This window comes from Pseudomonas sp. SWRI111 (genome assembly GCF_014268555.1).
GTDB lineage: Bacteria > Pseudomonadota > Gammaproteobacteria > Pseudomonadales > Pseudomonadaceae > Aquipseudomonas > Aquipseudomonas hamedanensis.
Window position 1 is genome coordinate 1 of record NZ_JABWQQ010000007.1, and the last position, 24,357, is coordinate 24,357.

Genomic DNA, 24,357 nt, shown 5'->3' on the forward strand with positions numbered 1-24,357 from the left:
TGAATCTCAAGGAGTTTTCCGTTTCGACTGCGCCGGAAGTGGGGCGAATTATAGACTTCCAGAATCTGCCGTCAACCCCTATTTTAATAATTCTGTCATATCGATCAAAAAACCCCGAAAACACGAAGGCCGACCTTAACGGTCGGCCTTCGGCACACCGAGCTACTTATAAGCTAGGGAATGCAAACTGCGAAGCTTCGTGGCTCGCCCGTTGCGGCCAACGCTGGGTAATCGCCTTGCGACGGGTATAGAAGCGCACACCATCGGGACCATAGGCATGCAGATCGCCAAACAGCGAGCGCTTCCAGCCACCGAAGCTGTGATAAGCCACCGGCACTGGCAGCGGCACGTTGACGCCGACCATGCCGACTTCGATCTCGTCGCAGAACAGCCGCGCCGCTTCCCCGTCGCGGGTGAAGATGCAGGTGCCGTTGCCGTATTCGTGATCGTTGATCAGTTGCATCGCCTCTTCCAGGCTGTTCACACGGACGACGCACAGTACCGGCCCGAAGATCTCTTCCTTATAGATGCGCATTTGCGGGGTGACGTTATCGAATAGGCAGCCACCGAGGAAGAAGCCTTCTTCGTGCCCTGCCACACTCAATCCGCGACCGTCGACGACCAGGGTCGCGCCCGCTGCCACGCCGTCATCCACGTAACCGCTGACCTTGTCACGCGCCTGACCGGTCACCAATGGCCCCATGTCCAGACCGCACGAAGTGCCGGCACCGATTTTCAGCGCCTTGATCTGTGGAACCAGTTTCGCCACCAGCGCATCGGCCACTTGATCGCCGACACACACCGCTACCGAAATCGCCATACAGCGCTCGCCGCAAGAACCGTACGCCGCGCCCATCAGTGCGCTGACGGCGTTATCCAGGTCGGCATCGGGCATCAGCACTGCATGGTTCTTCGCCCCGCCCAGTGCCTGAACGCGTTTGCCGCGTTTGGTGCCTTCGGCGTAGATGTATTCGGCAATCGGTGTCGAGCCGACGAAGCTCAGCGCTTTGATTTCCGGCGCTTCGATCAACGCGTCCACCGCCGTCTTGTCACCGTGGACCACGCTCATCACACCTTTCGGCAAGCCTGCTTCCAATAACAATTGAGCAATCAGCAGTGTGGAGCTTGGATCGCGCTCGGACGGTTTGAGGATGAAGCAGTTGCCGCAGACGATCGCCAGCGGGTACATCCACAGCGGCACCATGGCCGGGAAGTTGAACGGGGTGATCCCGGCCACAATTCCCAGCGGCTGAAAGTCCGACCAGGCATCAATGTTCGGGCCGACGTTGCGGCTGTATTCGCCCTTGAGGATTTCCGGTGCTGCGCAGGCGAACTCGACGTTCTCGATACCACGCTTCAATTCACCGGCGGCGTCTTCCAGGGTCTTGCCGTGCTCTTCGCTGATCAGTTGCGAAATGCGCGCTTCGTTCTGCTCCAGCAGTTGCTTGAAGCGGAACATCACCTGGGCACGTTTGGCCGGCGGCGTGTTGCGCCACGCAGGGAACGCAGCCTTGGCGGCGTCGATGGCTTTCTGGATGGTCGCCTGGCTGGCCAACGGCAATTTATGGATCGCCTGGCCAGTAGACGGGTTGAACACATCCACCGAGCGACCGTTCTCGGTCACCAGTTCGCCATTGATCAAATGCGGAATAACGCTCATCGAACACTCCTGAATGCTTGTGCACAGGCGCCGGGTAAGAAGCGCCTTCTATATATAGGTAGTTCCGTTGAGGAGCCGGATGTCACTGGCGCTTTCACGTACGCCTTCGCGAGCAAGCTCGGCTCCCACAGTTGTTGTAAAAATCAGTCGAGCTTGTTCAGCACTTCGCCGACCGCATCGAACAGGCGATCAAGGTCTTGCGGCTTGCTGTTGAAGGTTGGGCCGAACTGCAGGGTGTCGCCGCCGAAGCGCACGTAGAACCCGGCTTTCCACAACGCCATGCCCGCCTCGAAGGGACGCACGATGGCGTCACCGTCACGCCCGGCAATCTGGATTGCACCGGCCAGACCGTAGTTGCGGATGTCGATGACGTTTTTCGAGCCTTTCAGGCCATGCAGCGCGTTTTCGAAATGCGGCGCGACTTCAGCGACGCTCTGCACCAGGTTTTCCTTTTGCAGCAAGTCGAGTGCCGCCAAGCCTGCGGCGCAAGCCACCGGGTGTGCCGAATAGGTGTAGCCGTGCGGGAATTCCACGGCGTATTCCGGCGTCGGCTGGTTCATGAAGGTCTGGTAGATTTCGGAGCTGGCGATCACCGCGCCCATCGGAATCGCGCCGTTGGTGACTTGCTTGGCGATGCACATCAGGTCCGGGGTCACGCCGAAGCTGTCGGCACCGAACATCGACCCGGTACGGCCGAACCCGGTAATCACTTCGTCGAACACCAGCAGGATGTTGTGCTGATCGCAAATCTCGCGCAGACGCTTGAGGTAACCCCGAGGCGGAACCAGAACACCGGCCGAACCGGCCATTGGCTCCACGAACACTGCGGCTATATTGGAGGCGTCGTGCAATTCGATGAGCTTCAGCAGCTCATCGGCCAGCGCGATACCGCCCTGCTCCGGCATGCCACGGGAAAAGGCATTGCTCGCCAGCAGTGTGTGCGGCAAGTGATCAACATCCATCATCGCTTGGCCAAACAGTTTACGGTTGCCGTTGACGCCGCCAAGGCTGGTGCCCGCGATGTTCACACCGTGATAGCCACGGGCACGACCGATCATTTTGGTTTTGGTCGCCTGCCCTTTCAGACGCCAGTAGGCGCGGACCATTTTCACCGCGGTGTCAGCGCATTCCGAACCGGAGTCGGTGAAGAACACATGGTTCAGACTGCCCGGCGTCAGCTCGGTGATTTTTTCAGCCAGCTGAAACGATAGCGGATGGCCGTACTGGAAGCCCGGCGAGTAATCGAGGGTGCCCAACTGTTTCGAAACGGCTTCCTGAATCTCCTTGCGGGTGTGCCCGGCGCCGCAGGTCCACAGACCGGACAGCGAATCGTAGATTTTGCGGCCCTTGTCGTCGAACAGCCAACTGCCTTCGGCGCCGACGATCAGACGCGGATCGCGCTGAAAGTTGCGGTTGGCGGTGTACGGCATCCAGTGCGCGTCCAGCTTCAGTTGGCTGGCCAGTGGCGACGGCGCGTTTTCAGGCATGTTCATCAGGCAAAACCTCGCAGGGCATAAGCGTCAGGGAGATGGAAAGCGTTGTTGCAGCTAAATTGCCACGGCGATAAAGTCGGTGAAATTCAACTCTTCTAACCTTCAGTTAGATCTCCGCTAAACAAAGAGAACAAAAAATGAGCAGCCGCCGTCCCGATCCGCTGGCCCAGGTCAGTGACTTTGATATTCGCCTGCTGCGGATTTTTCGCAGCGTCGTCGAATGTGGCGGCTTCTCGGCAGCGGAAACCGTGCTGGGCATTGGCCGGTCAGCGATCAGCCAGCAGATGAGCGATCTGGAACAGCGCCTCGGTTTGCGTCTGTGCCAACGTGGACGCGCGGGTTTTTCCCTGACCGAGGAAGGTCGCGAGGTTTACCAATCGGCGCTACAGCTCTTGAGTGCGCTGGAAAGTTTCCGCACCGAGGTCAACGGTCTGCACCAACATCTGCGTGGCGAGTTGATCATTGGCCTGACCGACAACCTCGTCACCCTGCCCCACATGCGCATCACCCACGCCCTCGCCCAGCTGAAAGAGCGCGGGCCGGATGTGCAGATCCAGATCCGCATGATCGCGCCTAATGAAGTCGAGCAAGGCGTGCTCGACGGGCGTTTGCATGTTGGCGTGGTGCCGCAGGCCAGCGCGTTGTCGGGGCTGGAATATCAGCCGTTGTACAGCGAACGTTCGCTGCTTTACTGCGCGGTCGGCCACCCGTTGTTTTATGTCGATGACAAACAACTGGATGACCAGCGCCTGAACAGTCAGGACGCGATTGCGCCGACCTTCCGGTTGCCGGCAGACATCCAGGCGCATTATCAAGCGCTCAACTGCACCGCCAGCGCTTCCGACCGCGAGGGTATGGCGTTTCTGATTTTGACCGGACGCTACATTGGTTATCTGCCGGATCACTACGCCAGTCTTTGGGTGCAGCAGGGGCGTTTGCGTGCGCTCAAGGCCGGCACACGTTTTTACGATTTGAGCCTGGCATCGGTCACGCGCAAGGGCCGGCGCCCTCATTTGGTGCTGGAAAGTTTCTTGGAGAGTCTGGCGGCGACGCGCTGAAAGCGAGATAAAAGATCGTCCGAACGCGGCCCGAGCCTTCGGCAGCTGCTGCCTTGACGGTCATCGCATCAGAAAGCTGAGCAAGTGGACAGGTTTTTGCAGAGAAGGGTTAACTCGATCCTTCAACAAGAAGCCAACGCCATGCAGCCAGATTCCGATTCGTCCAGTGAACTCATCTACGGCCTCGACGACCGTCCCAAACCACTCGCCGCCCTGCTTGCCGCGTTGCAGCATGTGCTGGCCAGTTTCGTCGGCATCATCACCCCGCCGCTGGTCATCGGCTCGGCGCTCGGGCTGACCGCGCATTTGCCGTACCTGATCAGCATGGCGCTGATGGTCTCGGGCGTCGGCACCTTTATTCAGGCACGGCGGCCGTTCGGCATCGGCGCGGGCATGATCTGTCTGCAAGGCACCAGTTTCGCTTTTCTCGGGGCGGTGCTGTCGGCCGGTTTTCTGGTCAAGCAGCGTGGCGGCAGCCCGGAAGATATTCTGGCGATGGTCTTCGGTGTCTGTTTTTTCGGCGCCCTTGTGCAAATCGTGCTCAGCCGTTTTATCGGTCAATTGCGCCGAGTCGTTACGCCGTTAGTGACCGGGATCGTCATTACCCTGATCGGCATCAGTTTGATCAAGGTGGGCATCACCGATCTGGGCGGTGGCTTCAATGCGCCGGACTTCGGTGCGCCGGGCAATCTGGCGCTGGGCGTATTCGTGTTGCTGACGATCATTCTGCTCAACCGCTCAAATACGCCGTGGATACGGCTGTCGGCGATCATCGTCGGCCTGCTGCTGGGAAGCCTCGCGGCCTGGTTCAGTGGGAAACTGATCCCTCAGCCATTGCCTGACTTACCGTTGGTGAGTTTTCCTACGCCATTCAAGTTCGGTTTCAGCTTCGACTGGACAGCTTTCCTGCCTGTCGCGCTGATTTATCTGATCAGCACCATCGAAACCGTCGGCGACCTCACCGCCAACTGCATGCTCGCGCGTCAGCCGATCAGCGGCCCTTCTTATATAAGTCGCTTGCGCGGCGGCGTGCTCGGCGATGGCGTCAGTTGCATGATCGCCGCCACCTTCAGCGCTTTCCCTAACACTACGTTCGCGCAGAACAATGGCGTGATTCAATTGACGGGCGTCGCCAGCCGCTACGTCGGGCTGTACATCGGCGCGATCCTGTTCTGTCTCGGCCTGTTCCCGCTGATCGGCGCGGTGCTGCAACAAATTCCCAAACCGGTATTGGGCGGCGCCACGCTGGTGATGTTCGGGGCCGTCGCGGCGGCGGGTGTGCGCATCCTCGCGCAGTCGCCGCTGGACCGGCGCAGCATGCTGATCATCGCCACCTCGTTCGGCGTCGGCCTGGGCATCGCTGCGCAACCGAACCTGCTGCACCTGCTGCCGAAACTGGTGCAGAACCTGTTCGACTCGGCGATCACCAGCGGCGGGCTGACGGCAATATTCCTTTGCCTGTTGTTGCCGGAAGGCAAAACCGCAGCGGCCAAAAGCCTCGCGCCATTGAACAAGATCGAACAGGCGTAACGGTTTTATTGCGCAAGGACTTGTCGGATGCCTGTGGGTGCGCTATCAACGCAACTTGGCTGCACCCACAGACAATCCCGGAAGTGCCTATGACCTTTGAAGTCCCAGCCCATGGCGGCAAACCCGCCAGCCGCATTCGTCAGAAGAACGAAGAGACCATCCTCAAAGCCGCCGAAGACGAGTTCGCCCGTCACGGGTACAAAGGCACCAGCATGAACACCATCGCCCAGAATGCCGGGTTGCCCAAGGCCAATCTGCATTACTACTTCACCAACAAACTCGGTTTGTACGTGGCGGTGCTGAGCAACATCATTGAGCTGTGGGACAGCACCTTCAACACCCTCACCGCCGAGGACGATCCGGCCGAGGCGCTGACCCGCTATATTCGCGCGAAAATGGAGTTTTCCCGTCGCCAGCCACAGGCCTCGCGAATTTTCGCGATGGAAGTGATCAGCGGCGGCGAATGCCTGAGCGAGTATTTCAATCAGGATTACCGCACCTGGTTTACCGGCCGGGCGGCGGTGTTTCAGGCGTGGATCGATGCGGGCAAAATGGACCCGGTCGACCCGGTGCACCTGATCTTCCTGCTGTGGGGCAGCACCCAGCATTATGCCGACTTCGCCACGCAGATCTGCCGCGTGACCGGGCGCAGCAAGTTGACCAGACAGGACATGGAAGACGCCGGCAACAACCTGATCCGCATCATTCTCAAAGGCTGCGGCCTCACACCTTCTCTATAAGACGTTTATGCCTTTCACCCTCAGCGGTTTTTGCGAGTACCGCGAAGAGATTCGCAAAAGCCGCTTTATCACCTTGGCAACTCCGATCAGCAGCCCCGCCGACGCGCAGGCGTTCTTCGAGGAGCACAGCGACTTGAACGCCACGCACAACTGCTGGGCGTGGAAGCTCGGCGCGCAATATCGCAGCACCGACGATGGCGAACCCGGCGGTACGGCCGGGCGACCGATTCTCGCGGCAATTGAAGCGCAGGATTGCGACCAGGTCGCAGTCCTGGTGATTCGCTGGTATGGCGGCATCCAGCTCGGCACCGGCGGTCTGGCCAGGGCTTATGGCGGCGGTGCAAACAAATGCCTGCAAGCGGCGGCGAAAATCGAGCTGATCAGCCGCGTGCCGCTGAGTTGCGCCTGCGGATTTGCCGAGCTGGCGCTGGTGAAGTTGCGGGTGGCGGATCTGGGCGGATTGGTGGTGGAGGAAAACTTTACTGCCAATGGCGTCGAGTTGAAGCTGGCGGTGGGTGAGGCGCAGATCGCGGTATTGCAGGCGCAGTTGGCAGATTTGAGTCGGGGGCGGATTTTGTTGCAGCGCTGAAGGAAGGTCAAAAGATCGCAGCGTTCCGCAGCTCCTACCCCGGAACGCTGCGATCTTTTTGGGGCATCTCATGAATTGCTTATGTCTGGCAACTTGCCCACATCCGCTGTGCACCCGACTGTGGATAACCTGAGCACATATCGCTGTAACCCTTCTGTCATGCGGCTTTGCGCGGTTTGTTCACTTTTCGTTCAATTCATCCGACGAAAAGTAAATTCAAATTAAAAACAATCAGTTAGCCGCGTTTATCACCTTTAGAAGAAAGCATCACAGTGCTTATGCCCGGGTTGGCCGCTTGCACACAATTACTGTGGAACAACCTGTGGATAACCCGTTCATGACCGCCGCAGTCGCTGGATCTGCCTAGGCCCCAAGCAATTGCTCGTTTTTTAACCAACCACCCGCGGGCGAAACTGGAGCCTGGTCAAAGGCTTTGCGCTGAAATGGTGCTCGGCAGAAAGCCTAACCGGGCGCTGAGCCTGGGCAATCGGCACGGACTGCAAGGATCGGCGCGCGTTCCTGACTCACTGGCCAGGAAATTGCTTTATCCACAGGCACAACTCCAAGTCAGTCGAGCCTGTCATGCCCACCGCCCCTTCTGTTCCGCGCCTGCAACTGCGCCAGATCAGCAAACGCTACCCCGGTTGCCTGGCCAACGATGCCATCGACCTGAGCATTGCACCGGGCGAAATCCACGCCCTGCTCGGTGAAAACGGTGCGGGCAAAAGTACCCTGATGAAGATCATTTACGGTGTCACCCAGTGCGACAGCGGTGAAACGCTTTGGGAAGGTCAGCGCGTGCATATCCGCAATCCGGCGCAGGCGCGGCAGTTGGGGATTGGCATGGTGTTCCAGCATTTCTCGCTGTTCGAAACCCTCAGCGTGGCGCAGAACATTGCTTTGGCCATGGGCGCCGCGGCCGGCACGCCGAAGCAACTGGAGCCGAAGATTCGCGAAGTGTCGCAGCGCTACGGCATGGCGCTGGAGCCGGAGCGACTTGTCCACAGCCTGTCGATTGGCGAGCGGCAACGGGTGGAAATCATCCGCTGCCTGATGCAGGACATCCGCTTGCTGATCCTCGACGAACCGACTTCGGTGCTGACGCCGCAAGAGGCCGACGCCTTGTTCATCACCCTGCGCCGCCTCGCCGCTGAGGGTTGCAGCATTCTGTTTATCAGCCACAAGCTTGGTGAAGTGCGTGCCTTGTGCCACAGCGCCACGGTGCTGCGTGGCGGTCGGGTTGCCGGGCATTGCGTACCCGCCGAGTGTTCGGATCAGCAACTGGCGCAACTGATGGTCGGCGCAGCGGCGACGTTGATTGGCGAGTATCCGAAGGTCAGCGGTGACGCGGCTTTTTTGCAGGTGCGGCGTTTGAGCTGGCACAACCCGGATCCGTTCGGCTGTTCGCTGACGGGTGTCGACCTGCAAGTGTGCAGCGGCGAAATCGTCGGCATCGCCGGGGTCGCCGGCAATGGCCAGGATGAGCTGCTCGCCCTGCTCAGCGGCGAACAGACATTACCTCGGGCAGAAGCCGCGACCATTCGCTTCGCTGAGCGCAACGTCGCGGATTTGCGTGCGGATGCGCGGCGCGGACTGGGCCTGGCATTCGTGCCTGCTGAACGCCTCGGCCATGGCGCAGTGCCGGATTTGAGTCTGGCCGATAACGCCCTGCTCAGTGCTTTCCAGCAAGGGCTGGTCAGTAACGGCTTGATACAACGCGGCAAAGTCGAAGCCCTCGCCCAACAGATCATTCAGCGTTTCGGCGTAAAAACGCCCGACACGCAAACCGCCGCGCGCAGCCTGTCCGGCGGCAATCTGCAGAAATTCATCCTTGGCCGGGAAATCCTGCAACAACCGAAACTGCTGGTCGCCGCGCACCCGACCTGGGGCGTCGACGTCGGTGCCGCGGCGACCATCCACCGCGCATTGATCGCCCTGCGCGATGCCGGCGCAGCGATTCTGGTGATTTCCGAAGACCTCGACGAGCTGTTCCAGATCAGCGACCGCCTCGGCGCCCTGTGTGGCGGCCGACTGTCGGCGCTACACGACACCCGCGATACGCAACTGAGCGACGTCGGCGCGTGGATGGCCGGCCAGTTCGATCACTCACCTTGCGCCGCCCTGGTTTAACGGAGTTTCAACCATGCTGCTTTCTCTCGAACCCCGTGGTCAGCAATCGCGCCTGATGCTGTGGTGCTCGCCGTTATTGGCGGCGGTGCTGACCCTCGGCTGTGGCTCGCTGCTGTTCATCGCACTCGGCCACGATCCGCTGCAAACCCTGCACACGCTGCTGATTGCGCCGGTCAGCGATCTGTACGGTGTCGGCGAACTGCTGGTCAAAGCGCTGCCGATTGTGCTTTGTGCACTTGGGCTGGCCGTGGCTTATCAGGCGCGGATCTGGAACATCGGCGCCGAAGGCCAGTTGCTGCTCGGTGCACTGGCCGGCAGTGCTCTGGCGGTGAACATTATCGGGATGCACAGCCGCTGGGCGCTGGTGCTGATTCTGCTGACCGGCACGCTGGCGGGCGCTGCATGGGCCGGCCTGACGGCATGGCTGCGTACACGCTTCAACGCCAACGAAATCCTCACCAGCATCATGCTCAATTACATCGCCCTGAACCTGCTGCTGTTTTGCGTACATGGTCCGCTGAAAGACCCTGCCGGATTCAATTTCCCCGAGTCGGCAATGTTCGGCGACGCCAGTCGTTTACCGTTGCTGCTGGAGGATGGCCGCGCGCACGCCGGGGCGTATTTCGCCCTGCTCGCTCTGGTCGCGGTGTGGGTGTTGTTGCAGAAAAGCTTTGTCGGATTCCAGATCAAGGTACTCGGCCTGGACAAGCGCGCAGCAGGCTTTGTCGGCTTTCGCGAAAAGCGTCTGGTCTGGCTGGTGCTGTTGATCAGTGGTGGCTTGGCCGGGCTGGCCGGCGTTTGCGAAGTGACCGGGCCGATTGGCCAACTGGTGCCGCAGGTCTCACCGGGGTATGGCTACGCGGCGATCACCGTGGCGTTTCTCGGTCGGCTCAATCCGCTCGGCATTCTGTTTGCCAGTCTGTTGATGGCACTGCTCTACATCGGCGGCGAGAACGCGCAGATGGCGCTCAATCTGCCGCAGGCGATCACCCAGTTGTTTCAGGGAATGATGCTGTTTTTCCTGCTCGCCTGTGACGTGCTTATTCTCTATCGGCCACGCTTGAAACTGCGCTGGACCCGGCGCGCCTCGTCCCCTGCCGTAACCGCCGGAGCGCTGTGATGGATATCGATCTGTTGAGTAATATTTTCTATGCCATGGTCCGCTGCGGCACGCCGCTGCTCCTGGTGGCGCTGGGTGAACTGATCTGCGAGAAGAGCGGCGTACTCAACCTCGGCCAGGAAGGCATGATGCTGTTCGGCGCCGTGATCGGGTTTATCGTCGCCCTCAGCAGCGGCAACCTGTGGCTGGGTGTGCTGCTGGCGATGCTCGCCGGGATGCTGCTGTCGTCGCTGTTTGCCTTGGTCGCGCTGGTATTCAATGCCAATCAGGTGGCGACCGGACTGGCCCTGACGATTTTCGGTGTCGGGCTTTCGACGTTTGTCGGCGCGGCCTGGGTCGGTAAACCGCTGGCTGGATTCGAGCCGCTGGCCATTCCGTTGTTGAGTGAAATTCCGCTGATCGGACGGATGCTGTTTGCCCAGGATCTGCTGGTGTACCTGTCATTCACGCTGTTTGCGCTGGTGGCATGGGTGATCATGAAAAGTCGCATGGGCCTGATCATTCAGGCGGTCGGCGAAAATCCGCATGCAGCCAGCGCCATGGGCTTGCCGGTGCTGACCGTGCGCACGTTGGCGGTCTTGTTCGGCGGTGCGATGGCCGGGCTGGCCGGAGCCTATCTGTCGCTGGCCTATACGCCTATGTGGGCCGAAAACATGACTGCCGGGCGTGGCTGGATCGCCTTGGCGCTGGTGGTATTTGCCAGTTGGCGCGTCTGGCGGTTGCTGCTGGGGGCGTATCTGTTCGGCCTCGCCAGCATCCTGCACCTGGTGGCGCAGGGGTTGGGGCTGGCGATTCCTTCAAGTCTGCTGGCGATGTTGCCGTATGTCGCGACGATTGTGGTGCTGGTGTTGTTGTCCCGCGATGCCGTGCGCACACGGCTGTATGCGCCGGTTTCGTTGGGGCAGCCTTGGCAGTCAGGACATTAGGCAGATACAAACCTGTGGCGAGGGAGCTTGCTCCCGCTGGGGCGCGAAGCGGCCCTCGCCATTGATCCTGGAAGACCTTTTACGACTGCTGCGCAGCCGAGCGGGAGCAAGCTCCCTCGCCACAAATGGGCAGTGCCTGAACCACGCCCCACGCCAGTTCGAAGATAAGGAAGACCACAAGAATCGAACTGGCGCCGTGCAGCAAGGCATACCCTTGCCACGCCGCAAACAGAAACCGCCCCACCGCGTCATAGCGCCCATACAGCGGCTGCGGATCACGAATCCGCAGCACCGCCCAGACACAGACCACTGAGCCCAACAAGTTCGCCATCAGCACGTGCATGGATTGGAACGGCGGCAGTTCGCCAGGGAAATCCAGCGAGCTCAGCAGCCCATGCACAAGCGCGAAGCTCCACGGCGTGACAAACGCTGCCGTGACGATCAGGTCATACCAGGCGCTGCCGCGCACCACGTTGCGATACTGCGTTGCGGTCCACATCATCCTTGCTCCAGAAATTCAGGGAGCAGGCACGTTAAAGCCTGGGGTATGCTCCAGGGTCAATACCCCATTCGAGAAAACAGCATGCGCATCGGTGAATTAGCCCGGGCCAGCGCGGTCAGCCGTGACACCCTGCGCTTTTATGAACAACGCGGGCTGATCGCGGCGCAACGCAGCGCTAACGGCTACCGTGACTATCCGCCGGAAATGGTGCAACTGGTGCTCTACATCAAAACCGCGCAGCGGCTGGGCTTTACTCTGGGCGAGATCGGCAACAGCGTCGCCGCCCTGTGGCACGCCCGCGACCCGGAAAACGCCGTGGCGCAATTGTTGCGCGACAAACTGCAACTGGTTGAAACCCGCATGAGCGAACTCGACACGCTGCGCCAGGAGCTGCAACTGCGGCTCGGTCAGGCGTGTCCATTGAATCCTGAACGCTGACTTTCAAGGAAACCCATCATGTCTCAGGCAAAAACCGCATTGATCATCGGCGCCTCCCGGGGCTTGGGCCTCGGTCTGGTGAAAACCTTGCTCGCCGACGGCTGGCAAGTGACCGCAACGGTGCGCAATCCGCAAAAGGCCGAGGCGCTGCAAGCGCTGGGTGACGTGCGCATCGAAAAGCTCGACATGGACGATCAGCAAGCGGTGATCGCCCTGAACCAGAAACTCAAAGGCGAAACCTTTGACCTGCTGTTCGTCAACGCCGGAGTCAAGGGCCCGGACGTGCAGACCCCGGGCGGCGCGACACTGGCCGAGGTCGGCCAATTGTTTTTCACCAACGCCGTGGCGCCGATCAATCTGGCCCAGCGTTTTGTCGGGCAGATCCGCGACGGCAGCGGGGTGCTGGCGTTCATGAGTTCGGTGCTCGGCAGCGTGACCATGCCGGATTCGCCAGGCTTGGCGTTGTATAAGGCGAGCAAGGCGGCCCTCAATTCGATGACCAACAGCTTTGTCACGCAACTGGGCGAGCAGAAACTGACCGTGCTGTCGCTGCATCCGGGCTGGGTGAAGACGGACATGGGCGGCGATGGCGCCGATATCGATGTCGAGACCAGTACGCGTGGGCTGATCGATCAGGTGAATGCGTTCAGCGGCAAGGGCGGGCATCACTTCGTCAATTACAAGGGTGAAACGATTCCCTGGTAAGCATGCAAATCCCTGTGTAGGAGTGAGCCTGCTCGCGATAGCGGTGTGTCAGGTTAGACATATTTATCTGACACACCGCTATCGTCGGAACGCCGCCCGGAGCAGGCTCACTCCTACAGGGGGATCGTGGTGAATGGTCGGGTGGGGCTTGCCCGCCTTGGCGATTTGTCTGACACTGCGCGCCTCGTCCTTTGCGGCGACCCTGGATCAGCAGACAGGGCAACACTGAGCTGGCAACCCTGAACCCCACTTTCAGAGGAGCCGGCCACAATGCCTGCGACCCGTACCTGGTTAAAAAATCCCCTCGCCATTTTCACGGCCAACGCGCTCGATGCCCGTGGCGGTCTGGTGCTGCAAGACGGTGTGATCGTCGAAGTGCTCGCGGCTGGTCAGCAGCCGTCGGCGCCGTGCCATGAAGTGTTCGATGCCCGCGAGCATGTAATCCTGCCGGGCCTGATCAACACCCACCATCATTTCTATCAAACCCTGACCCGCGCCTGGGCACCGGTGGTCAATCAGCCGCTGTTTCCGTGGCTGAAAACCCTCTACCCGGTATGGGCCCGGCTGACCCCGGAAAAACTCGCCCTCGCGACCAAAGTGGCGCTGGCCGAGCTGCTGCTCTCGGGCTGCACCACCGCCGCTGATCATCACTACCTGTTCCCGGACGGTCTGGAGAATGCCATCGACGTGCAAGTCGAAACGGTGCGCGAACTGGGCATGCGCGCCATGCTCACCCGCGGTTCGATGAGCCTCGGCGAGAAGGACGGCGGCCTGCCTCCACAGCAGACCGTGCAGGAAGGTCAGGTGATTCTCGACGACAGCCAGCGCCTGATTCACGAATACCACGAGCGTGGCGACGGCGCGCAGATTCAGATCGCCTTGGCGCCCTGCTCGCCGTTTTCGGTCACGCCCGAAATCATGTCGGCCAGCGCTGATCTGGCGAACAAGCTTGATGTGCGTCTGCACACCCACCTCGCTGAAACCCTCGATGAAGAAGAATTCTGCCTGCAACGCTTCGGCCTGCGCACCGTCGATTATCTAGACAGTGTCGGCTGGCTCGGCCCGCGCACCTGGCTGGCCCACGGCATCCATTTCAACCCCGATGAAATCGCCCGCCTCGGCCAGGCCGGCACCGGTATCTGCCACTGCCCGAGTTCAAACATGCGCCTGGCTTCCGGGATCTGCCCGAGCATCGAGCTGACCGACGCCGGCGCGCTGTTCGGTCTCGGTGTTGACGGTTCGGCGTCCAACGATGCCTCGAACATGATCCTTGAAGCGCGTCAGGCGCTGTACATCCAGCGCCTGCGCTACGGCGCCGAAAAGATCACCCCGGAACGCGTGCTGGGTTGGGCGACCCAAGGTTCGGCGAGCCTGCTGGGCCGTACCGACATCGGCGAAATCGCCGTGGGCAAACAGGCGGACCTGGCCTTGTTCAAGCTCGATGAACTGCGTTTCTCCGGCAGCCATGACCCGATCTCGGCACTGCTGCTGTGTGGGGCTGATCGCGCGGACCGGGTGATGATTGGTGGCAAGTGGCGCGTGGTCGATGGGCAGGTTGAGGGGCTGGACCTCAAAGGCTTGATTGCCGATCACAGCCAGGCGGCGCGGCAACTGATCGCCGGCACCTGAGTGAACACAGATTAAACCTGTGGGAGCGGGCTTGCTCGCGAAGGCGTCGTTTCAGTCACTATTGAGCTGCCTGAGACACCGCATTCGCGAGCAAGCCCGCTCCCACAGGTTTTTCAGCGTCCCTAAAGACCCAGCAGGGACAGCATGATGAACGTCGCAAACAGCACAAAGTGCGTCATGCCCTCGATGGCATTGGTTTCGCCGTCATTCAGGTTGATCGCACTGACAATCAGGGTGATGAAGATCATCACCGTCTGCACCGGCGTCATCGCCATCTGAAACGGCTGGCCGGTGTACAGCGCCATCGCTTCCATCACCGGCACGGTCAGGATCACCGTCGACAGTGACGCGCCCATCGCGATGTTCACCACCGATTGCATGCGGTTCGCCAGCGCCGCACGCAACGCGGTCAGAATTTCCGGCGCCGCCGAAATCGCCGCCACCAGAATCGCCGTAATCACCGGTGGTGCGCCCGTGCCTTCCAGGCCCAGGTCGAGGGTTTTGGACATGACCTCGGCGAGTGCGCCGATCACCACCACGCCGAACACCAGAATGCCGATCGACAGCGCCAGACTGACCGGTTTCGGCTCTTGCTCGATCGGCTCTTTCTTGCGCCTTTTGTCCGGGTAGCTATAGCTGAAAAAATAACTGTGCGGGCCGACCTGCATGCGCAGAAACAGCGCATAAAGCACCACCATCGCGCCGATGGTGAACGCCGAATACAACTTCCAGTTGGCCTCGGGAATAAACTCCGGCACCACCATCGACACGCCCATGGCGGTGAGGATCATCACGCTGTAGCTGCGCGCCGAATCGTCATTGTAGGACTGCTCGCCGTGCTTGATTCCGCCCATCAGCGCGGCGAGGCCGAGGATGCCGTTGATATCGAGCATGACCGCTGAATAAATCGTGTCGCGCACCAGGGTGGCCGAGGCCTCGTTGCTCATCATGATCGCCAGAATCACCACTTCCACCAACACCGCCGCGAGGGTGAGGATCATTGTGCCGTAGGGATCGCCGACCTTTTCCGCGAGCAATTCGGCGTGATGGGCGACGCGCATCGAGGCGGCGACGATGAAGGCGATCAGTATCAGGCCGCCGAGCAGCGCGACGATCTGGCCGCTGTGCAACAGCCAGTGTTCCAATGGATAAGCGATGCACGCGGCAATGACTGCCAGCAGCAGAAAGCTTTCTTGCTTGAGGATTGAGAGCATGGCGGGCCTTTTGCCGAAAAGAGCTGATGAAGCTACTGACTGTCGGGCGGCGCTAAATGTTTCGTTACACCTCAGCGCACCAAGCGATGGCGGTGTTTCAGCAGGTGCACCTTTATTGGCCTTGATGGCCCTATCGCGAGCAGGCTCACTCCTACAAGGGAACGCATTTCAAATGTAGGAGTGAGCCTGCTCGCGATAGCCATCACACGGTTCCGGAAAGTTTGTTGTCCTGTTGGTCAGCAATTTGCATTGACCCTCATCACACACAACAAAATGGAGCTGCCATTCATGCAAACACGTCCGCTGCACAAAGTGCTGTGCGCCGCCATCGGTCTGGGGATCAGCCTGAGCGCCAGCGCTGCCGATCCGCTGAAGGTCGGTTTCGTTTACATCGGTCCGATCGGCGACCACGGCTGGACGTATCAGCATGAACAGGGGCGCAAGGCGCTGGCGGATAAGTTCGGCGCGCAGATCACCACCAACTACGTGGAAAACGTCGCCGAAGGCGCCGACGCCGAGCGGGTCATCCGCAACATGGCCAAGGACAAGTACGACCTGATCTTCACCACTTCTTTCGGTTATATGAACCCGACGCTGAAAGTCGCGAAGCAGTTTCCCAAGGTGACGTTCGAACACGCCACCGGCTACAAACAGGACAAGAACCTCGGCACCTACCTGGCGCGCACTTACGAGGGGCGCTACGTCGGCGGTTTCCTCGCGGCGAAGATGACCAAGAGCAAGAAAATCGGCTATGTCGCCTCGTTCCCGATTCCCGAGGTGATCCGCGACATCAACGCCATTCAACTGGCCTTGAACAAGTACAACCCCGGCACCGAAATCAAAGTGGTGTGGGTCAACTCCTGGTTCGATCCGGGCAAGGAAGCCGATGCCGCCAACGCCCTGATCGATCAGGGCGTCGACGTGGTGTTCCAGCACACCGACAGCCCGGCGCCGATCCAGGCCGCTGAACGACGTGGCGTATACGCGGTGGGTTACGCCTCGGACATGGCGCATTTCGGGCCGAAAGCGGTGCTGACTTCCATCGTCAACGACTGGGCGCCGCACTACATTCAGGCGACGCAAAGCGTCATCGACCACACGTGGAAACCCCAGGATTACTGGGGCGGCCTGAAGGAAGGCACGGTGCAACTGCCGATCAGCGACCTGGTCCCGGCACCGGTGAAAGCCGAGGCCGAGCAGATCATCGCTGACATCAAGAGCGGTGCATTGCAGCCGTTTACCGGGCCGATCAAGGATCAGAGCGGTGCGGAAAAAATCCCGGCGGGGGTGAGCGCGACGAATGCAGAACTGGCGTCGATGAATTACTACGTTGAGGGTATGAAGGCCGAGATGCCGAAGTAATCTCCAAATCAGACATCGTCCCTGTGGGAGCGGGCTTGCTCGCGAATGCGGTGTGTCAGGCAACTCATTTAGCGACTGACACGACGCCTTCGCGAGCAAGCCCGCTCCCACATTTGAGACTTCACAGTATCCAAGGATTGTGCATGAACAGTCTTCCCATCATCGACATCAGCCCGCTCTACACCACCGACGAAAGCGCCTGGCCCGCCGTGGCCGAGCAGATCGACCAAGCCTGTCGCGAGTGGGGCTTTTTCTATATCAAGGGTCATCCGATTTCTGCGCAGCGCATCGATGCCCTGCTCGATCACGCCCAGCGCTTTTTCGCCCTGCCCGCGGCAGAAAAACTCAAGATCGACATCACCCAGACCCGTCACCATCGCGGCTATGGCGCGATTGCCACCGAGCAACTGGACCCGGACAAACCCAGCGACCTGAAAGAAACCTTCGACATGGGCCTGCACCTGACGGCCGATCACCCCGAGGTGCTGGCGCAAAAGCCGTTGCGCGGGCCAAACCGTCATCCGGCGCAACCCGGCTGGGAAGCCCTGATGGAGGCGCATTACTGCGACATGCAGGCGCTCGCGCAAACCCTGCTGCGGGCGATGACGATTGCGCTGGGGATCGAGCGCGACTTCTTCGACACGCGCTTCGTTGAGCCGGTCAGCGTGCTGCGCATGATCCATTACCCGCCGCGTCACACCGCCAGTTCCGCCGAGCAGCAAGGCGCCGGCGCGCACACTGATTACGGTTGCATTACCCTGCTCTACCAGGACAGTGCGGGCGGTCTGCAGGTTAAGAACGTTCAGGATGAATGGATCGACGCGCCGCCGATTGACGGCACTTTCGTGGTCAATCTCGGTGACATGATGGCGCGCTGGAGCAATGACCGTTATCGCTCGACACCGCACCGGGTGATCAGCCCGCTCGGGGTTGATCGTTATTCGATGCCGTTCTTCGCCGAGCCGCACCCGGACACGCGCATCGAGTGCCTGCCCGGGTGCCAGGACGCCGCGCATCCGGCGAAATATCCGACCACCACGTGCGCAGAGTTCCTGCTGTCGCGCTTCGCCGATACCTACGCCTATCGCCGCGAGCAGGAAGCCGTGTGATGGATCGTCTGGTCAGGTTTTGCCAATTATTTCGCCGCGCCTCTGTAGAATGCCGGCATTGCACCTGATGAGAAAAGACTATGTACGACTGGCTCAACGCCCTGCCCAAGGCTGAACTGCACCTGCATCTGGAAGGCTCGCTGGAGCCTGAATTGCTGTTCGCCCTCGCCGAACGCAACAAGATCGCCCTGCCGTGGAGCGACGTCGAAACCCTGCGCAAGGCTTATGCGTTCAACAACCTGCAAGAGTTCCTCGACCTGTATTACCAGGGCGCGGACGTGCTGCGCACCTCGCAGGATTTCTACGACCTGACCTGGGCCTACCTGCTGCGCTGCAAGGCACAGAATGTGATTCACACCGAACCGTTCTTTGATCCGCAAACTCACACCGACCGCGGCATCCCGTTTGAAGTGGTGCTCAATGGCATCGCCGCAGCACTCAAGGACGGCGAGACGCAACTGGGCATCAGCAGCGGTTTGATCCTCAGCTTCCTGCGTCACCTGAGCGAAGAAGAAGCCGAGAAAACCCTCGATCAGGCGCTGCCGTTCCGTGACGCGTTTGTCGCGGTCGGTCTCGACAGTTCGGAAATGGGCCATCCACCGAGCAAGTTCCAGCGCGTCTTCGATCGCGCGCGCAACGAGGGCTTCCTCACCGTGGCTCACGCCGGTGAAGAAGGCCCGCCGGAGTACATCTGGGAAGCCATCGACCTGCTGAAAATCCAGCGCATCGACCACGGCGTGCGCGCGATCGAAGACGAGCGGCTGATGCAGCGAATCATCGACGAGCAGATTCCGCTGACGGTGTGCCCACTGTCGAACACCAAGCTTTGCGTGTTCGATCACATGTCGCAGCACAACATTCTCGACATGCTCGAGCGCGGCGTGAAGGTCACGGTGAACTCCGACGACCCGGCGTATTTCGGCGGTTACGTGACCGAAAACTTCCATGCGCTGCATGAACACCTGGGCATGACCCAGGACCAGGCCAAGCGTCTGGCGCAGAACAGCCTGGACGCTCGGTTGGTCAAACCGTAAGACCGTTAGAGGTCTGATGTGGGAGCGGGCTTGCTCGCGAATGCGGTGTGTCATTCAACGTAGATGTTGTTTGATACACCGTTTTTGCGAGCAAGCCCGCTCCCACAGTTTGATCGGCGTTAGCCAGTGACTTCGGTTTCAGTCAGCTCTTCCAGGGTTTTACCCCGCGTCTCCATCCCGAACAGCCACACCACCCCCGCGGCAACCGCAAAGCACGCCGCGCCCAGCGCAAATACCCCGCCCTGCCCGGTTATCGGGAACACCAGTCCAGTCACTAACGGCCCAAGCAGCGAGCCGACACGCCCGATCGCCGAGGCAAAGCCCGAGCCGGTCGCCCGTGCTGACGTCGGGTACAACTCCGGCGTATAGGTGTAGAGCACCGCCCACATGCCGAACAGAAAGAACTGCATCAACAGCCCGGTGCCGATCAGCAGCGCAACGTTGCCACCGAATACCGCGCTCTGACCGTAAAGAAACGCCATCACCCCGCCGCCAAGCAACGTGACGACGCACACCGGTTTGCGCCCCCAGCGCTCGACCAGCCACGCCGCCATCAAGAACCCGGGAATCCCGCCGAGGGAAATCAGCACGGTGTAATACACCGATTGAGTCACGGCGAAACCCGACTGCTGCAGCAGCGCACTGAGCCATGAGGTCAATCCGTAGAAACCGAGCAGAGCAAAGAACCACAGGCTCCAGATCATCGTCGTGCGCTGGCGGTACTGTGGCGACCAGATCTGCTGAAGCGCCGAAAAGAAGTTGCCCGGTGGCGTCACCGTGCGTGGCAGCCGCACCGGCTCAGGCAGCGTCGCACCGCCCAATGATGCACGGACGCGTTGCTCAATGCCGTTGAGTACCTGATCCGCGTCTGCCTCGCGCCCGGCCTGTTCCAGCCAGCGCGGTGACTCCGGGATGAAAAAGCGGATCACCAGCACAAACACCGCCGGCACTGCCAGGACCAGGAAGATGTCGCGCCAGCCGATCAGCGGCAGCAGAAAATACGAAAGTACCCCTGCGGCGACAAAACCGAGCGGCCAGAAGCCATCCATCAGCGCGATGTAGCGCCCACGCCGCTGGGCGGGGATCAGTTCCGACAGCATCGACTGGGCAATCGGAAACTCCATGCCCATGCCGATCCCCAGCAGGATGCGGAATAACGTCAGGGTCTCGACCGTTTGCGCGGTCGAACACAGGTAACTGGCCACGCCCCACAACACGATGCTCCACTGGAACACCGGTTTACGCCCGAAACGGTCGGCCAGCATCCCCGACAACGAGGCGCCCAGCACCATGCCGAAAAAGCTCGAACTGGCGAGCAACCCGGCCTCGGCGCTGCTCAGTCCGAATTCGGCTTTGATGGAACCGAGCAGAAACGTCATCATCGCCAGGTCCATGGAGTCGAAGAAAAACGCCAGGGCAATGATGATGAAAATGATTCGGTGATAACCGCTCAGTGGCAAGCGTTCCAGTCTTTCTGCTGCGCTGAAGCGTTGAGTGTCCATGCGGTGTCCCCCTCCGGAAAAATCCCCGGAACGAGTGTGCGCGATGGTGATTCAGAGGCCGTACTGAATGCGACCTGCCCGCAGCCGTGGACGACGCCGTCCCCGGCTTGACCAGCGCCAACGCTCTATAACGCCACTTCCAGCTCGGTTTCCCGGGCAAAGCGATGGATTTCCCGTTGCCCGGCGGCGGTCAGTTGCAGGGCGCGGGAATCGTTGGGCAAGGTCAGCCAGCCGGACTGCATGAACAGTTGCAACAACGCCGCGCCGAGTGAACCGCCCATGTGCGGACGGCGCTCGCTCCAGTCCGGGCACGCGCACGCGACCTGCACATTGCGATGGGCCAGGGCCTGGATGAATACGCCGCGTTTGGCCAACTGGGTCGAACCCTTGTGCGTCACGACCACCCGCTGTTCGAGCTGCTCGATCCAGCCGGCATCGAGCAGGCGCTGATACAGATCGGCCGCCAGTGTGCCGCCCAGATGATCGTCGCAGAAACGCGCGCGCAACAGCGAAGACGGCGCCGCCTGGGGCTTGACCATCGCAGCGGTGCGTTTCAGCGCCGCCGGTATCGCGCGCGGGGCGCTGGCGATGGTGGCGCTGGCCAGTGCCTCGATTGCCGCGCCGACCTCCGGTGCCGCCAGGCGAAAGAAGCGTTTTCGACCGCGTATTTCGACTTTCAACAGACCGCCAGCGGACAGCCGCCCCAAGTGCGCACTGGCTGATGACGGCGAGAGCCCTGCCAGCAGCGCCAGCTCTTCGGTTTGCCGGGCCGAACCATCCATCAACGCCCACATCATTGCGCTGCGCTTGGGGTCGGCCAGCAACGTGGCGATCTGGCTGATGCAAGGTGCATGTTCCATGTGTTCACTCCCTGTTGAATCGTATCGTCTACCGCTCGAAGACATCTTGGCCGGTAATCAGTCAGCGGCCAAGACGCGGAAATCGCCATGGGCCGTGGCAAGGCAGGCCGCTGACGCAACCTGCTCCGGCACAGAACCCGCAGCAGGTGCGCAACCGTCACTTGAGTCCTGGCGATGCAGTGCGAGGGCATCCGGGACGGGGTGTCGGTGCTGGTATGAGGCGGGCGCTAGTATAAGCGGGTTAGGCGCCGAGTCCTGCGCCGGGGCCTGCGCACTTGGTGATTGTTCCTGACAGAAATTTCTCTATTTACCTGCGACTAATGATCAAGTTTCAGGAAAGCGGGAAATTGACTACTCAGTTCAGCGCATCGGCTGGCGAGCATCTCGCGCAAAAGGTTCACCGGCTTACTCAACTGCGCGCGATGGGCGCACAGCAGATTCAGCGGTGCGCGCTCACACAGCAGCTCCGGCATCAGTACTTTGAGGCGCCCGGCCAGCACATCGGTGCCCACGTCGAGCCAGGATTTATAGGCGATCCCGGCCCCGGCCAGCGCCCACAACCGCACGACGTCGGCGTCATCGCTGAAGCGGTCGCCACTGACGGTCAGACTGACTTCGCGTTTGCCATCATGGAAACTCCAGTGGTCATGAACGCGGCTGCCGAGCATGTACAGCAGGCAGTTGTGCTGGGCCAGTTGCTCGAGCTGGCGGGGTTCGCCATGCCGCGCCACATACGCCGGTGAAGCACACAGCACCCGGCGGTTGTGCGCGGCGATGGGCAAGGCCACCAGCGTGGAGTCTTCCGGCTCGCCATAGCGCAAGGCGATGTCCACCGGCTGGCGAAACAGGTCGGCGATACGGTCGCCCAGTAACAGGCGCACCGTCAATTTCGGATGCTCGCGCTGAAATTCATCGAGCCAGGGCAACAGCAGGTTGCGCCCGAAATCCGAGGGTGCCGACAATTGCAGAACCCCGCTGACCTGATCCTGCCCGCTGGCCAGCCAGCGCCGGCCCTCATCGAGATTGCCCAACGCCGCCCGTGCGTATTCGAGAAAGCCCTCGCCCTCGGCCGTCAGGCGCAGGCTGCGGGTCGAACGCGCCAGCAACCGCGCGCCGAGCTGCTGTTCGATCCGTTTCAACGCTGCGCTGGCCACGGCGGCGGACATGTCCATCACCCGCGCCGCCGCCGACAGGCTACCGAGATCCGCCGCCCGGACAAACAACTGCAAATCATCGAAACGCAGCATCCTCAGCCTCGATTATCAAAAAAATATTGAAAGAGACTGCTCTTTTAGCCGGTTTTATCCCGCAGAGAAATAGCCAATGATGGCCTCATCGAATTCCACCGCTGTCCTGGTCAAGTGCCACGGCGCGATTGTCTGATTTATTCTATTACCTGTACGGAGCCACCCATGAAAGCCATCGCCTATTACGCCTCGCTGCCCATCAGCGACACCAGCGCCCTGCAAGACATCGAACTGCCAGAACCGGTCGCCGGCCCGCGCGACCTGCTGGTGGAAGTCAAAGCCATCTCGGTCAACCCGGTCGATACCAAAGTGCGGCAGAACGTGGCCCCGGAAAACGGCGCGGCGAAGGTGCTGGGCTGGGACGTTGCCGGTGTGGTCAAGGCCGTGGGCAGCGATGTCACCCTGTTCAAGGCCGGCGACAAGGTGTTCTATGCCGGTTCGATTGCCCGGGCCGGTGGCAACAGCGAATTGCACGTTGTCGATGAACGCATCGTCGGCCATATGCCCAAGTCCCTCGGTTTTGCCGACGCCGCCGCCCTGCCACTGACCGCCATCACCGCGTGGGAGCTACTTTTTGAGCGTCTGCAAATTCGTGAGGGCAACAACGATGAAAACCAGCGCCTGCTGATCGTCGGCGCAGCAGGCGGGGTGGGCTCGATCCTTACCCAACTGGCCAGGCAGTTGACGGGGCTGAAGGTGATCGGCACGGCCTCCCGCGAGCAGACTCGTGACTGGGTCAGCAAACTGGGCGCCGACCTGGTCATCGATCACAGCCAGCCGCTGAGCGAAGAACTGAAACGCGCCGGTATCGACAGCGTGACCCACGTCGCCAGCCTGACCCAGACCGATCAGCATCTGCCGCAACTGGTCGAAGCCCTTGCGCCGCAAGGCAAACTGGCGCTGATCGACGATCCGAAGTCGTTCGACATCAGCCTGCTCAAGCGCAAGAGCCTGTCGCTGCACTGGGAGTTCATGTACACCCGCTCGCTGTTCGAAACGCCGGACATGATCGAACAGCACAAGCTGCTCAACCGCGTCGCCGAGCTGATCGATGCCGGCACCTTGAAGACCACCGTCGGCGAGCACTTCGGCACGATCAATGCAGCCAACCTGCGTCGCGCCCACGAACTGCTGGAAAGCGGCAAGGCCAAGGGGAAAATTGTTTTAGAAGGTTTCTGAAAACATCAAACCTCGCAGTCGCTGCTCTGCCAGAGCGGCTGCGAGGTTTTTTGCCGTCAGTCAGTTGCCTGACCCTTGTCACAATTGCGCGCGTATTGGGGTCTACAATCGAAGCCTCTGCGATACATCTTTTACGCAAGGGAGGTCAGCAATGAAGATCCTGATAAAAGAAGTGGCAAAGTCTCAATGGCAGGTTCGCCTGGACCAGCACGTCGTGACCTTTCGCAGTGAAGCCGAGGCTTTGGCCTTCACTCGCACCCTCGAAGCGCGACTCTGCGCGCCCCATCGAATCCCCGAACACAGCCAGCAGCGCGCTGCTGGCTGAAGTGT

General features: G+C 60.7%; 22 protein-coding genes. 15 read left to right on the forward strand and 7 right to left on the reverse strand.

Annotated features, from left to right (window positions below; all coding sequences use genetic code 11):
• Positions 1–166: 166 nt before the first annotated feature.
• Positions 167–1,660, reverse strand: coding sequence for a CoA-acylating methylmalonate-semialdehyde dehydrogenase (locus tag HU755_RS10610; RefSeq protein WP_186632271.1), 1,494 nt, complete (start codon positions 1,658–1,660; stop codon positions 167–169).
• Positions 1,661–1,803: 143 nt separating this feature from the next.
• Positions 1,804–3,153 (reverse strand): aspartate aminotransferase family protein, encoded by a 1,350-nt coding sequence (locus HU755_RS10615; protein ID WP_186632274.1) that lies wholly within the window; start codon positions 3,151–3,153, stop codon positions 1,804–1,806.
• A gap of 137 nt (positions 3,154–3,290) precedes the next feature.
• Between HU755_RS10615 and HU755_RS10620 the strand changes: the two genes are divergently transcribed.
• The 7 genes from HU755_RS10620 (at position 3,291) to HU755_RS10650 (ending at position 11,246) form a co-directional block, all read left to right on the forward strand.
• Positions 3,291–4,211, forward strand: coding sequence for a LysR family transcriptional regulator (locus HU755_RS10620; RefSeq protein ID WP_186620616.1), 921 nt, complete (start codon positions 3,291–3,293; stop codon positions 4,209–4,211).
• A 141-nt stretch (positions 4,212–4,352) separates the two neighbouring features.
• On the forward strand, positions 4,353–5,741 hold the full coding sequence (locus HU755_RS10625) for a uracil-xanthine permease family protein (RefSeq protein ID WP_186632277.1): 1,389 nt from the start codon (positions 4,353–4,355) through the stop codon (positions 5,739–5,741).
• Positions 5,742–5,830: 89 nt separating this feature from the next.
• The gene (locus HU755_RS10630; RefSeq protein ID WP_186620612.1) at positions 5,831–6,481 is read left to right on the forward strand and encodes a TetR/AcrR family transcriptional regulator; all 651 of its coding nucleotides are present in this window, start codon (positions 5,831–5,833) and stop codon (positions 6,479–6,481) included.
• 7 nt (positions 6,482–6,488) lie between these two features.
• Entirely contained in the window at positions 6,489–7,070 is a 582-nt protein-coding gene (locus HU755_RS10635) for a YigZ family protein (protein WP_186632280.1), read from the forward strand.
• Between the two features lie 582 nt (positions 7,071–7,652).
• Positions 7,653–9,200, forward strand: a complete 1,548-nt coding sequence (locus HU755_RS10640; protein WP_186632283.1) for an ABC transporter ATP-binding protein — start codon at positions 7,653–7,655, stop codon at positions 9,198–9,200.
• A 13-nt stretch (positions 9,201–9,213) separates the two neighbouring features.
• Positions 9,214–10,320: an ABC transporter permease gene (locus tag HU755_RS10645; protein ID WP_186632286.1), complete on the forward strand. Its 1,107-nt coding sequence runs from the start codon at positions 9,214–9,216 to the stop codon at positions 10,318–10,320.
• Positions 10,320–11,246, forward strand: coding sequence for an ABC transporter permease (locus HU755_RS10650; protein WP_186632289.1), 927 nt, complete (start codon positions 10,320–10,322; stop codon positions 11,244–11,246). Before HU755_RS10645 ends, HU755_RS10650 begins: the two co-directional genes overlap by 1 nt.
• Positions 11,247–11,325: 79 nt before the next feature.
• On the opposite strand, the gene HU755_RS10655 is transcribed toward HU755_RS10650, so the two are convergent.
• The gene (locus tag HU755_RS10655; protein WP_186632603.1) at positions 11,326–11,745 is read right to left on the reverse strand and encodes a hypothetical protein; all 420 of its coding nucleotides are present in this window, start codon (positions 11,743–11,745) and stop codon (positions 11,326–11,328) included.
• Between the two features lie 84 nt (positions 11,746–11,829).
• Here HU755_RS10655 and HU755_RS10660 point away from each other — a divergent pair, with 84 nt between their 5' ends.
• The 3 genes from HU755_RS10660 to HU755_RS10670 all read left to right on the forward strand — a co-directional run bounded on the left by HU755_RS10660 (position 11,830) and on the right by HU755_RS10670 (position 14,520).
• Positions 11,830–12,186, forward strand: a complete 357-nt coding sequence (locus HU755_RS10660; protein ID WP_186620600.1) for a MerR family transcriptional regulator — start codon at positions 11,830–11,832, stop codon at positions 12,184–12,186.
• An 18-nt stretch (positions 12,187–12,204) separates the two neighbouring features.
• The gene (locus tag HU755_RS10665; protein WP_186632291.1) at positions 12,205–12,891 is read left to right on the forward strand and encodes an SDR family oxidoreductase; all 687 of its coding nucleotides are present in this window, start codon (positions 12,205–12,207) and stop codon (positions 12,889–12,891) included.
• Positions 12,892–13,161: 270 nt separating this feature from the next.
• Positions 13,162–14,520, forward strand: coding sequence for an 8-oxoguanine deaminase (locus HU755_RS10670; protein ID WP_186632294.1), 1,359 nt, complete (start codon positions 13,162–13,164; stop codon positions 14,518–14,520).
• Positions 14,521–14,642: 122 nt separating this feature from the next.
• Here HU755_RS10670 and HU755_RS10675 read toward each other — a convergent pair whose 3' ends face one another.
• On the reverse strand, positions 14,643–15,734 hold the full coding sequence (locus HU755_RS10675; protein ID WP_186620594.1) for a calcium:proton antiporter: 1,092 nt from the start codon (positions 15,732–15,734) through the stop codon (positions 14,643–14,645).
• A 288-nt stretch (positions 15,735–16,022) separates the two neighbouring features.
• Between HU755_RS10675 and HU755_RS10680 the strand changes: the two genes are divergently transcribed.
• The 3 genes from HU755_RS10680 to HU755_RS10690 all read left to right on the forward strand — a co-directional run bounded on the left by HU755_RS10680 (position 16,023) and on the right by HU755_RS10690 (position 19,239).
• Entirely contained in the window at positions 16,023–17,096 is a 1,074-nt protein-coding gene (locus tag HU755_RS10680) for a BMP family ABC transporter substrate-binding protein (protein WP_186632297.1), read from the forward strand.
• 143 nt (positions 17,097–17,239) lie between these two features.
• Positions 17,240–18,205: a 2-oxoglutarate and iron-dependent oxygenase domain-containing protein gene (locus HU755_RS10685; protein WP_186632300.1), complete on the forward strand. Its 966-nt coding sequence runs from the start codon at positions 17,240–17,242 to the stop codon at positions 18,203–18,205.
• A gap of 80 nt (positions 18,206–18,285) precedes the next feature.
• Positions 18,286–19,239, forward strand: coding sequence for an adenosine deaminase (locus tag HU755_RS10690; RefSeq protein ID WP_186547394.1), 954 nt, complete (start codon positions 18,286–18,288; stop codon positions 19,237–19,239).
• 119 nt (positions 19,240–19,358) lie between these two features.
• Here HU755_RS10690 and HU755_RS10695 read toward each other — a convergent pair whose 3' ends face one another.
• The 3 genes from HU755_RS10695 to HU755_RS10705 form a co-directional block, all read right to left on the reverse strand.
• Complete coding sequence (locus tag HU755_RS10695) at positions 19,359–20,741, reverse strand: MFS transporter (RefSeq protein ID WP_186632303.1); 1,383 nt, start codon at positions 20,739–20,741, stop codon at positions 19,359–19,361.
• Between the two features lie 125 nt (positions 20,742–20,866).
• Positions 20,867–21,601 carry a helix-turn-helix transcriptional regulator gene (locus tag HU755_RS10700; protein ID WP_186620588.1) on the reverse strand — a complete coding sequence of 245 codons (735 nt, stop codon included), beginning with the start codon at positions 21,599–21,601 and terminating at the stop codon, positions 20,867–20,869.
• Between the two features lie 317 nt (positions 21,602–21,918).
• On the reverse strand, positions 21,919–22,848 hold the full coding sequence (locus HU755_RS10705) for a LysR family transcriptional regulator (RefSeq protein ID WP_186632307.1): 930 nt from the start codon (positions 22,846–22,848) through the stop codon (positions 21,919–21,921).
• 165 nt (positions 22,849–23,013) lie between these two features.
• On the opposite strand from HU755_RS10705, the gene HU755_RS10710 reads away from it, so the two are divergent.
• Both HU755_RS10710 and HU755_RS10715 read left to right on the forward strand, forming a co-directional pair.
• Positions 23,014–24,027: a zinc-binding alcohol dehydrogenase family protein gene (locus HU755_RS10710; RefSeq protein WP_186632309.1), complete on the forward strand. Its 1,014-nt coding sequence runs from the start codon at positions 23,014–23,016 to the stop codon at positions 24,025–24,027.
• 151 nt (positions 24,028–24,178) lie between these two features.
• On the forward strand, positions 24,179–24,352 hold the full coding sequence (locus HU755_RS10715) for a hypothetical protein (protein ID WP_186547404.1): 174 nt from the start codon (positions 24,179–24,181) through the stop codon (positions 24,350–24,352).
• Positions 24,353–24,357: the final 5 nt, after the last annotated feature.